The organism is Sphingobacterium shayense (assembly GCF_013179575.1).
In the GTDB taxonomy this organism is placed as follows: domain Bacteria; phylum Bacteroidota; class Bacteroidia; order Sphingobacteriales; family Sphingobacteriaceae; genus Sphingobacterium; species Sphingobacterium shayense.
On the sequence record NZ_JABMCQ010000142.1, the window covers coordinates 1 to 11,850 of the forward strand.

Below are 11,850 nucleotides of genomic sequence, written 5' to 3' on the forward strand. Positions count from 1 at the left end.
ACACGGGTTAATGGGTTTGAAGTATATGTATCACATGATCTTAAATATTGGAAGCGTTATCCGCGGTTAGCATTATCACCCAATGATTCTTGGGGGGAACGGTGGTTCTGGGCCCCCGAAGTGTACTATATCCAATCAAAGAATAAGTTTTATATGTTTTATTCCGTGGATGAACATATCTGCGTTGCTTCCTCTGATACGCCCTATGGACCATTTATGCAGGAAGAGAAAAAGCCGATTGTAAGCGAGAAAGCCATCGATACACACTTATTTATCGACGATGACGGTACTCCATATTTATATTTCGTACGTTTTACTGATGGGAATGTCATCTGGGTAGCAGAAATGAATGAAGATTTAAGATCAATAAAGCCGCAGACGCTCACAAAATGTATTAGCGCGGAAGAATCCTGGGAAACAGTCCAAGGGAAGGTAGCCGAAGGACCGTCGGTGTTTAAAAAGGGCGGCATGTATTATATGATGTATTCGGCAAACCATTTTGAAAGTAAGGATTATGGCGTAGGATATGCCACTGCAGCATCTCCAAACGGTCCATGGAAGAAGTATAGCGGAAACCCAATCTTGCGACGAGATAAACCCTGGGCTTCCAAAATGGTCGGAACAGGGCATGGTGCTCCTTTTTTGGATGCCCAGGGTATGTACAAATATATCTATCATGTACATGCTAATGAAAACAGGGTAGGACCACGCAAGTCAAATATAAATGATATGGAAATCACAAAAGATGGCGTTGTTCGTATTTTCGGCGAAACGGTTCGACCCGTTGTTATTAAATAAACATAAGATCCGGTCGCACCTACGTAATAGAAAATATGCCTTACTTTATTAGAAGTTCTGCTGCGCACCAGAGATAAGGGGCCTGACCATGTAAGTCACCCGCATTACGTGGACGGTCGTGATAATACTGCCTGTCATTTTTCTTCCCAGTTCCAATGCAGACCTCCGTTACGTTGTTGCGTTGGTCAATATATGGAATCATCGCAAGCCATGCTTTGCGTGCGGCAGGGCCATATTCAGCAGGATCCAACCACCCTTCCTTGACTCCGACGATGAATGCGTAAGTGAACATGGCGGTCCCAGACGTTTCAGCCCAGTATGAGGGTTCGTCAATCAATTGATTCCACATGCCATTGGGCTGTTGAAAGCTTTTTAGGCTTGCCATCATTTTTAAGTAACCTTCCATAATCCGTGGTCGATCTTTGTGATCTTCAGGGAGCATACGCAATAATTCGGGCATCCCTACAGCCATCCACCCATCTCCTCGAGCCCAATAATAGGGCACATCGGGAGCATGGTAAAACAACCCATTCGGGCGCTGTAATTCATCTAAATACAAGACCATTTCCTTCGCTGCACGGTCAAGGTATTTTTTGTCGCCTGTCACCTTATACGCTTCGCCCTGGACCACAGTAATCATGTACATATCATCGATCCATAGGCGAGTTTGCCATGAATATCCTTTGTTCGCCCATTTTTTTTCTTCTTCTTTTGCGTTCGCAGGAACTTCCCATTGTGTGTCAGCATAAGCCAGACCTATTGTTTTATAGCGAGGCTCACGGGTAACTTGATACAGTTTTAGCGCAAGGCTTCCGAACATGTTATAATCCACATGATTCATTGGCGGTAAGAGGGATTTTTCATACGAAAAAAATGGTTCAAACTTATCCTGCAACTGTTTGATGAGTTGCAGATCATTAGTCTTTACCGCGTAGTCTAAGGCGCCGTTCCAAGAACAGACTCCTGCATAATGCATCCACCGGCCAGCGTATAGCTCGTGTCTACTGCCGACAAAATGATATGCCAATCGTTTTCCTATTTCATCAGGGGTGGATCCTGCAGGAAAGTCGCGGAGGTGGGTCGACTGTCCAAATAAAAAATGGAATGAACAAATGGCGTACAGTAATAATATGATTCTATTTGACATAATAGTATATTTTGGAATTGAGTTTAAAATTTGTTTCCTTTTCTACTCAGAATCTCGTTTTGGGTTTCGATCCTTTGAACGTAACATCTAGATTTTTGCAGATGAAGATTGTCCGCCGCAATGATAAACTTTGGCGGACAATCTTACTGTAGCTCGTAATGTTCTCTGGTCGCTAAATTCGAAACAAAAGAGAGTAATTATTAGATGCTCTAAATGTAGATCGTTCTAATTTTCTGAACTACTTTCATCGGCGACGGCATCTTCCCAATTTTCCCATTTTGGGGTAGCAGGATCATAACCGTTGTATCCGTAGTTTTGTGCTAACTGACCCTTACTGTTTGCGGTAATTGCGGAATTGGGAATAGGCCAGTGCATATTTTTTTTGTCCATACGATAGTTCGGGTTGCTGTTTCCTGGAGCGTTGATTTGAATTGGCCCTTTATTGTACATGCTATAATGGATGATTCGTTGATACCAATAGCTGCCTCCTGCCTCGTCAGTTCCTTGTTGTTTATCGTAGTTCTCAAGGCTATAGGTATTTCCCCATTCGTCAGGTTTCCCACTTCGTGCTAAACATAGAGATACACGTTTCAATTCTACGTTCCGCCATTCTTCCCAATAAAGTTCCCTGGCACGTTCATCCATGATGTCGCCGATTGTTACGTTACCCGTATAGAGTTCGCTACATTGTGCCCTTTTCCGGATGATATTCAAATCGTCTTTGATAGTTGGGTCACTTGGATTGATGTAATATTTAGCTTCAGCGCGTAGGAGATAGGCTTCCGCCAGACGGTATAAATACCAGTCTGCATGCCCTCCATTGGTCGCACCGCGGTAACCATCGGATCCATCGACGTTTGCTTCTGCTACAGGATCATCTAGATAGAACTTGTAATGGGGCACATCAAACCAACGTCGAATAGTATCACTACACAGCAGTTTTCCATTGTCTGGATTAAAAAGTGCCAGGGGCTCACCAAACTCTGATGAAGCTTTATTGTTAACCCGATAGTCTTCCATACTTATCCAGTTACCTACTTCCGAGCTGTGGCGTAAATCTGTTTCGTCCATCACGCCGTTTACGCGCCAGACGTTGGTCATCTGAAAACGAGTAGGGCGAAATGTTGCAATTCCACGACCAAACGCGCGCATGTAGTCATACTGCGGATTGTAGTCGCCAGCATTCCGACGGATGTTCATCAAAGCCTGTCGACCGTCTTTGGCTTGCACCCGGTTGTCAAAAACGAAAGGATAGAGAATACGCATTGTAAGCATTTTTACAAATGATTCGGCTTCAGCACCTCTGTTGGGCATACCCATTATAACCTCCCTATTTGTTGCGATAAGCTTATTTTCCGAACGATGTAAATCCCAGATTACGTTTCGCGTGATGGGCCAGGTCTGAGATTCTCCACCTTCATTAAAACTTCCAAAGGAATCCTGCATCAGGCTATACCCAGACTGATTTATTAAGATATCGGCTTGCTCTTTAGCTTTTTCGTACTCGCCTATAGCAAGATAACATTTTGCTAGAAGCATCCTGCAAGCGCCTTTATTTATCATCCCGATCAAGCCTATTTCACTTTGTTCAGGTACCCATTCTACAGCAAACTCCATTTCCTGGGTAATCATTTGTAGAATCGCTTCACGTGTTGTGCTGCGGTAGTTTTGTTTTGGTGCTTCCAATAATTTCGTGACCAAAGGCACGTCACCATATTGGAAGACTAAGCCCATATACCGGAAGGCGCGATGAAAGTACGCTTGACCTTTAAACATATTTTTTGTGGGCTCATCGAGCTCTTCGACGCCGTCTATGTAATTAAGTATAGTATTAGCATTTCTAATTCCTTTGTATCCTTCATCCCAGAAATACCATAAACTGTTGGTTCTGTCCAAATTATTTGCTGATCCTCCGTCATCGCTTGTCGGTGTTAGCATGCTAGCGACGTCTGCCAACATATTGCGTTTATCGGTGGCCGCGGCAACCATGAGCTCAGAAAAAATATATTCTGTACCCAACGAAAGCATTTCATTATTGTCGGTCATCCAATATAATTTCAGATGTCGATCGCAGATCGCCATCGTAGCTTCAATCTCAGCTCGTGAATTAAAGGAGGTTTCGGGATCGTAAAACGATAAAGGGTCTGGATTCAAAAAGTCACGTGAACAGCTACTACTAATTAATGTCCCTCCCAGTAGTAGTGCAAATGCTATATAATTTGAGTATTTCGATATTTTCCTCATTTCTTTTATCTGTTAATCGTCTAAAAAGTTAAATTCAATCCTAAAGTAAATGTTCGAGACGCCCAGTCCCCGGTTTCTGGATCTCCATATATCCATTCCTGAGCCCAGGTCGCCGTATTGCGGACGCTACCGAATACCTTTACCCTGTTTAAGTTATACATCGACGTCCAGCGCTCGGGCAGGGTGTAGCCAACAGAAATGTTGTCAAGACGTATAAATGATCGGTTGTAGAGTTTTTGTGCGCCTGCTGCTCCTGTTGGTCCTGCAGCTTCTATCCGGCCGAACTCATTAGTCGGATTATCAGGTGTCCAGTATTCTTTTTCTGGTAAGTTCGCTAAGGCATATTGCATACGTCCTCCATCATCATCGTTGTTTAGGTAGTTACCGGATAGGCTTTTATGTCCCATGTAGGAGTACAGTTGAAAAGCGAAAGTAAAATCTTTCCATAATACGAATTCATTACGAAGTGACCAGTGATAAGGAGGAGTCGTTTCCCCTAAGAATTCTTTATCCAAATCATTGTAAACAGGTGTAATAGAACCATCGGAGTTAACCACATCATCGGCCGTATGATTATTTGCAACTTTTGGGTCTCCCGGTTTTTGACCGTGACGTGCAGCCTCATCAATTTCATTCTTCTGCCAGATGCCGGTCACTTTATAATCCCAGATGCTGCTGATGGGTTTTCCGATAAACCAACCGTTGCTGATATCATCTTGTTCTTTTTGACCTATAACATTTCCATTGCCGTCTAGGACATCTTGGTAGTCGTAATATAAGTGCTTTATTCTATTTTTGTTATATGAAAAACCAAGGGTGGTTGTCCAACTGAAATTTTCTCTCTCGAAATTACGTGTAGTTAAAGCAAGTTCTATCCCGCTGTTGTCGACTCTTCCTAAATTGGTTGTGATTGCGGAGAAACCAGAGAAGCCAGGAAGCCGTTGGGCCATAATCATGTCGTTGGTCTGCATAGTGTAATACTCTAGACTACCGGAGATCCGGTTATTAAGAAAACCGAAATCTAAACCGACATTCCAAGCCGTGGTTTTTTCCCATTCCAGATTCGGGTTTGCCAGGCGGTCCATCATGAGGTACCTGTATAGCTGAAGTTCTCCCGAAGGATCGAGGTAGCCTTGCATTTTTCCGCCACCTCGCGATAAATTGGCTAGGGCAAGATATGGAGAACCGAGCGAACGGTTTCCGTTCTTACCATAGGAGACACGTAATTTTCCAGTGTTCATTATATTTTTCCACTTAGAAAAAAATGACTCATTTGAGAAGTTCCACGCACCGGCTAAGGAAGGAAATATGCCGTATGGTTCGCTGGAACCGAACGCGGAATACCCATCGCGCCGGATTGTCGCGGTGATCATATAGCGTTCATCGTAGTTGTAGAAAAGGCGCCCCATTAAAGCATCAGCAGTTTCATGGGTATCGTTGCTCGAATAGTTACTATCTTCTTTATTTCCGAATCCTACATTGTGAAAACCTAAGGCATCGGAAGGTAATAGATTTCTTGCTTCAATTCGCTCGGACCAGTAGCGAAGTTGTTCTGCCTCCTGGACAAGCGTCACGTTTAAGCGGTGTTTTTCTGCAAATGTCTGCTCCCAGGTAATTGTGTTGTTTAAAGACCAGTCAAATCGTTTAGCCTGTTCACGGTTGGCGCCTCTAGTCTTGGGATCAGATCCTGGTAGCTCGGCCGACATAAAGTAGCGGTCATAGAAAAATTGGTAACGAGGCGCTATATTGAAGGCATAAGTAATATTAAATGGTAACTTAATTTTTGCCTGTAAAATAGTGTTCAGTACCGTGTATCCTTTATCTAATTCCAGATAATTCTTTTGGAAATCGTAGTTGTATCCGCGCTGACTGAATTCCGAGCTTAAAGGAAACTGGATCGGATTTCCCATCTCATCGGCATAATCCGCATAAGGACTATTGCGCATCATTTGACCCATATCTATCTCGACATTTCCATCAGATCGATCTTGAAAATTGACATTTGCACCTAGCTCGAACCAGTCGGTCACCTTAAAGTTTACTTTCATATTGGAACGGATTGCTCTGTAATTGTCGCTGACCACTGCTCCTTGATTTTTAAGATAACCCATCGAGAAATAATAGTTCGCGCGGTCAGTTGCTCCACTAGCGCTAGCGTTATAATCTTGGTCAAAGCCGGTGCGGAAGGTGCGGTCGGTCCAATCGACGATCTTGCCATTATTAAAATTATTGAGTGCATTGCCGGTGAAACCTAGCCGTCGAGCCCAAATACTTAAATCAGATTCTCCGTCATCATTGGTGCTATATGCCCGCCATGCGTCAAGCGAAATTGAAGAAGGAAGCTGGTCAGGGCGTGAGAAAAACCCCGGCTGGTCGGCAAAGACCCCACTCTGGTATGCTTCATATTCCCCAGTTTCAGAATTTACGCCGTATGTATTCTTTGTAAGCCAATCTTCTCGATGCTGTAAGTAAGCATCGGGACTCCATCTTTTGCGGTATTGTGCTGGTGTAGTTGCTCCAAAGTTGACACTAGCATTGACCACTGGTTTTCCAACTTTCCCGCGTTTGGAAGTGATGATAATTACACCGTTAGCTGCCTTTGAGCCGTATACTGCAGCCGCCGATGCATCTTTCAAAATATCGACTTGCTCGATATCGTCCGGGTTGATTTCCGATAATTCACCATAAAAAAACATGCCGTCTAAAACAATTAAGGGGCTGTTATGATTACCATCGGTGTAAACGGATCGCTGTCCACGAATTTGCAGGGAACCGCCTCCTTTTGCCGATGAGCTAAAGCCTACGTTAAGTCCTGGTGTACCACGAAGAACGTCCTGTACCGTTCTCGGATTTTCGTTTGCGATTCGGTCAGGACGAATTTGTATCACAGACCCTGTAAGATCCTTTTTTTGCATCGTCCCATACCCCACAACTACGACTTCTTCCAGAGCGTCTGTTGCCTTGATTAGCGTAACGTTAATAATATTTTTCGAAGCGATGTCCTGCTCAAGCGGTTGGTACCCGATAATAGAAAAACGTAAAATTTTAGCACTGTCAGAAACCAAAATACGGTACTCGCCATTCTGGTCAGAAGCTGTGCTCACGGGGCTGTCTTTAATAGTGACGGTCACACCTTCAAGGGGATTGCCCTCGGCGTCCGTAATTTTTCCACGGATGGTTGATTCTTGAACGGGTATAGTGGTCAACTTCAGTGAAGCGCCGGTTCCCGCCGTCACGTGAAATGGCATACCGCCGGCCAACACGCATAGAAGCAAGCTAGCTGATATCCATTTCGCTTTCGCGGTTGAAAGATGACAATTGGTTTTATATAGGTTTACCATAAAACGAGATAATAATTAGATAATGAAGAATTGTTTATAAATGGTACTAAGGGTAGTGCCTTTAGCAAAACTCGATAATGTCTATGGGGAATACTTGTCTCTTTGTATCAATAACTTGTCGTTTTGATTCAAAGTTGTTTAGGACCGGTAGATATAATGGACACCTTTCGGTGATACAAAATGATGTTTTTTTGAGCCGAAATGGATATTTTTTATGTTTCGCAATATGCATTTTTGTATCTATTCTCAACGATGTTAAGCGATGGTTTCCGAGTAAATGTGTGTAATTTTATCCGCAGAATGACGGTTGCTATGTTCGTTGGCATTTTTTTGAAATATTTTATGAATCAGTTTTGTTAAAATTTAAAATATGAAAAACAACCGCAAGAGATGGTTTTTCTTTATCTCCATATTGCTGTGTTCCCAATTGTCTGTCCATTGTTCGGGTGGTAAGGGTACTCTTGGACACCCACCAAAGTCGGTCGATAAATCCGAAAGTTATGTGAATCCTGTATTTGAGCCGATATTGGCCGACCCCACCGTTATAAGAGATTCCAGCTCCGGATATTTTTATGCATATGGAACGCAAGATGATTGGGGCGATGGACAAGGGAGTAGACTCGTGCCGGTATTAAGATCGAAAAATCTATCCGATTGGCAGCTTGTGGGCTCGGCTTTTGAGACGATTCCTAGCTGGAAAGCGAGCGGCGGGATTTGGGCACCGGATGCTTTCTACGATAATGGGAAATATTTTTTATATTATGCGTATTCGATATGGGATGACCCTAATCCAGGAATTGGGGTGGCCACTTCGGATTCACCCACGGGTCCATTTTTTGATCACGGTAAAATATTTGACAGCAAATCTATTGATGTCCCCAATTCAATCGATCCATTTATCTGGACAGAAGATAGGCAAAAATATCTTTTTTGGGGAAGTTATAACGATGGCCCTAAACAAGGGACGTACGGTATACCTTTGAGCGCGGATGGGCTAAGCTTTTCCAGCGTAGAGGAGAAATTTAAAATTGCAGCAGGTGATTTAGAGGCTGTCATTATTCATAAACGAAACGGCTATTATTATTTTATAGGCTCGCGGGGGCATTGTTGTGCGGGAGCCAATAGCACTTATCATATGGTGGTCGGTCGCTCGAAAGAACTCACAGGGCCGTATCTGGATAAGAACGGCCACGATATTAAAGAGCGCGGAAATGGAACTCTGTTGTTGAAAGGCGGCCAGAAATTTGTCGGACTCGGGCATGGGACTCGTATTATTACGGATGACCGAAATCAGGACTGGATTTTGTTCCATGGAATTGATGTAGAGCGGGGCACTGTTTCAAGTGGCGCTTCACGGCGTATGTTATTTTTAGATAGAGTATATTGGGAAGATAATTGGCCGGTGATCAAGGGGAATACATCAAATATTGAACTGCAGCATAAACCTTATTTTAAATGATATTATGAATATGAACAGAATTATTTTTATTTGGATAGGATTGGTTTTTACGACGATTTCGTGTACTAATTCAGCTAAAAAAAATGTAGATCAAGTCGAAGAACAGCAGTCTAACAATCCTTTGGATGTAGCGTTCGGCGATCCATTTGTTATCTACGATAATGATTCCGATACCTATTATATGTATGGAACCGGCGGTGTCGCTAACGGTTTTATGGCATATTCTTCTAAAGATTTGAAAAATTGGGAAAAAAGGGGACAGGTATATTCTTCGGATCAAAAGAAAGCTTGGGGCACTAAAGACTTTTGGGCTCCTGAGGTATACAAAAGAAACGGAAAATATTACATTTTTTACAGTGCGCACTGGAAGGAAAATCCAACTAACGAATTGGAAAATTACAAAATAGGGGTCGCTGTCGCGGATAACCCTCTGGGCCCATTTGAGGATATGACTGGAAAGCCATTGTTTGATCCAGGGTATCCCATTATAGATGCTAACGTTTATTTTTCGGAAGATGGTAAGCTATATCTTTATTATTCCAGGTGCTGTTACGAGCATGCTGTGGAATCGGAAATTTCAAATTGGGCAAAGGAAAAAAATATGTTTGATCAGGTTGAAGAAAGCTGGATCTATGGAGTGGAGTTGGCGACGGATTTTTCTACTGTGATAGGGGAGCCCGTTTTATTGTTAAGGCCGCCAGTATCCATGGAAGATAAACAATCGGAGTGGGAGAGCCGATCGGTAACCTCGGGAGAGGTTAACCGTAGATGGACCGAAGGATCGTATCTTTTTAAACATAATGATCTTTACTACATGATGTATTCTGCAAATTTCTTTGGTGGACAGCATTATGCGGTTGGGTATGCGACCTCTACTAGTCCGTTGGGACCCTTCCAAAAAGCAGACACAAACCCCATATTACAAAAAAATATAGATAATGGTGGCACGGTATCTGGAACGGGGCATAATAGCCTGTTGACCGATCGAAACGGTAAGACCTGGTGCGTATACCACGGCAGGACGACTGAGACCGGAGATGAGCGTATGGTGTTTTTAGATGAACTGGAAATTTCAAAAGATGGAGTGCTCCGTGTAAACGGCCCGACGGTTAAAAATTAACTCGATCATTCATAGGAATGTGTATATTAGTGATGGTTTGACGAACGTCTATTTTCTAGGGCGTTCATCAAGCCATTTGTCTTTAAAAAACCAAATAGAGATATAATGGACGCGGAGCTAAATTATATAGAAATAAACCGTAAATCTTGGGACAACAGGGTCGATACACATTTGAAGTCAGCATTTTATAACCTCGATAAGTTTGTAAACGGCGAATCGTCGTTGAATGATATAGAGTTGAATTTGCTTGGTAAGGTTAAGGGAAAGAAGATTTTGCACTTGCAATGTCATTTCGGACAAGATACCATTTCATTAGGACGGATGGGGGCAAGTGTTACAGGCGTTGATTTATCTGAAAAGGCGATTCAGAGCGCTAAGCAAATTGTAAAGGATATTAACTCGCAAGAAAAGTTTATTTGCTGCAACGTCTATGATTTACCAAACTTTTTAGATGAGAAATTTGACATTGTATATACGAGCTATGGAACGATCGGATGGCTGCCGGATTTGAATAAATGGGCGGAAATTATTTCCATGTTCTTGAACCCCAATGGCCGGTTTGTATTCGTCGAATTTCATCCGGTAGTTTGGATGTTTGATGACAATTTTCAAAAAGTAAGTTACAGATATTTTAATACCGGAGCGATTATCGAAACAGAGAATGGAACTTATGCGGATAAAAAAGCAGATATAACCCAGACATCTGTAACATGGAATCATAGCATTGCCGAAGTGTTGAATAGTTTAATAAAAAATGGACTTGAAATTAAATCATTTGACGAGTTTGATTATTCGCCTTACGACTGTTTTAACAAAACCATCGAATTTGAGCCGGGTAAATACAGGATAGATCATTTAGATAATAAGATTCCCATGGTATATGCAATAGTTGCGATAAAAAACGTCGGTCGAAGTCTGGCTTAAAAAAGTGTTTTTTGAGCAAATAATTGGTTCGAGAGTGAATCTGAGATATTAAATAAAACATTTTCATAAGGTGGATTGCGCCGGACGACTATCCGACGCAATCCGCCTTTGTTTTTATAGTGGACACCTAGACCGCGACCCGTTGGCAATTCAGATTTAGTTACAATCGAAAAAAGACGATCGTTCGCTGAGCATAATATTCAATAGATAATGATAATATCGGAACGCGCTTGTTGCCAGTGATTTTGCTGTAGTCAAATGTCGAATTTTGTGGTTTTTTCTCTATATTTTTACGAATAAATAAGCGTTTGCAATATGTTTTTGTTAAAAAATCATTAATCAATCGATTGCATTATGATAATTATTTATATTTACGGCCTATTGACAAAAATAAATTTAAATAAATATGTGTGGAATCGTTGGTTACGTAGGTAGCAATCTAGCCTATCCTGTACTTATTGATGGCTTGAAAAAATTAGAATACAGAGGATATGATAGTGCTGGCGTTGCCCTGCATACAGGCAACTCATTAGAAATTTACAAAAAAGAAGGTAAGGTAGCGATGTTGGAAGAATATGTCTATGGCAAGAATATCCAGGCTACTGTTGGTATTGGACATACTCGCTGGGCGACGCATGGTGTGCCCTCTGATAGGAATGCCCACCCGCATCTTTCAAATTCGGGCGATATTGCTATGATACATAATGGTATTATAGAAAATTACGCCCAACTTAAAGAAGAACTCGTCCAAAAGGGATATACTTTTAAAAGTGATACAGATTCCGAAGTGTTACTTAACTTCATTGATGATATTAAA

At 42.2% G+C, this 11,850-nt stretch carries 7 protein-coding genes and 1 pseudogene; 5 read left to right on the forward strand and 3 right to left on the reverse strand.

Translation table 11 applies throughout. The features are described from left to right. Nucleotides 1-798 (forward strand): glycoside hydrolase family 43 protein (locus HP439_RS14615; RefSeq protein WP_172391078.1); only part of this gene is annotated, 798 nt, incomplete at its 5' end. 40 nt (nt 799-838) lie between these two features. Here HP439_RS14615 and HP439_RS14620 read toward each other — a convergent pair. From HP439_RS14620 to HP439_RS14630, 3 genes are all read right to left on the reverse strand, one after another. Next, complete coding sequence (locus tag HP439_RS14620) at nt 839-1,945, reverse strand: glycoside hydrolase family 88/105 protein (RefSeq protein WP_172391079.1); 1,107 nt, start codon at nt 1,943-1,945, stop codon at nt 839-841. A gap of 225 nt (nt 1,946-2,170) precedes the next feature. Next, complete coding sequence (locus HP439_RS14625) at nt 2,171-4,189, reverse strand: RagB/SusD family nutrient uptake outer membrane protein (RefSeq protein ID WP_172391080.1); 2,019 nt, start codon at nt 4,187-4,189, stop codon at nt 2,171-2,173. Between the two features lie 20 nt (nt 4,190-4,209). Beyond that, nucleotides 4,210-7,530 (reverse strand): SusC/RagA family TonB-linked outer membrane protein, encoded by a 3,321-nt coding sequence (locus HP439_RS14630; RefSeq protein ID WP_216657863.1) that lies wholly within the window; start codon nt 7,528-7,530, stop codon nt 4,210-4,212. A 370-nt stretch (nt 7,531-7,900) separates the two neighbouring features. Between HP439_RS14630 and HP439_RS14635 the strand changes: the two genes are divergently transcribed. The 4 genes and pseudogenes from HP439_RS14635 to HP439_RS14650 form a co-directional block, all read left to right on the forward strand. Next, nucleotides 7,901-8,989 (forward strand): family 43 glycosylhydrolase, encoded by a 1,089-nt coding sequence (locus HP439_RS14635; protein ID WP_172391081.1) that lies wholly within the window; start codon nt 7,901-7,903, stop codon nt 8,987-8,989. A 10-nt stretch (nt 8,990-8,999) separates the two neighbouring features. Then, entirely contained in the window at nt 9,000-10,109 is a 1,110-nt protein-coding gene (locus tag HP439_RS14640) for a glycoside hydrolase family 43 protein (RefSeq protein ID WP_172391082.1), read from the forward strand. Between the two features lie 105 nt (nt 10,110-10,214). Then, nucleotides 10,215-11,033, forward strand: a complete 819-nt coding sequence (locus HP439_RS14645; RefSeq protein ID WP_172391083.1) for a class I SAM-dependent methyltransferase — start codon at nt 10,215-10,217, stop codon at nt 11,031-11,033. 406 nt (nt 11,034-11,439) lie between these two features. Further along, a pseudogene (locus tag HP439_RS14650) lies at nt 11,440-11,850 on the forward strand (class II glutamine amidotransferase); the annotation flags it as partial.

Coding starts and splice junctions, on each gene's coding strand:
- HP439_RS14620 (WP_172391079.1), bottom strand. CDS start 1,945: ATGTCAAATAGAATCATATTATTACTGTACGCCATTTGTTCATTCCAT.
- HP439_RS14625 (WP_172391080.1), bottom strand. CDS start 4,189: ATGAGGAAAATATCGAAATACTCAAATTATATAGCATTTGCACTACTA.
- HP439_RS14630 (WP_216657863.1), bottom strand. CDS start 7,530: ATGGTAAACCTATATAAAACCAATTGTCATCTTTCAACCGCGAAAGCG.
- HP439_RS14635 (WP_172391081.1), top strand. CDS start 7,901: ATGAAAAACAACCGCAAGAGATGGTTTTTCTTTATCTCCATATTGCTG.
- HP439_RS14640 (WP_172391082.1), top strand. CDS start 9,000: ATGAACAGAATTATTTTTATTTGGATAGGATTGGTTTTTACGACGATT.
- HP439_RS14645 (WP_172391083.1), top strand. CDS start 10,215: ATGGACGCGGAGCTAAATTATATAGAAATAAACCGTAAATCTTGGGAC.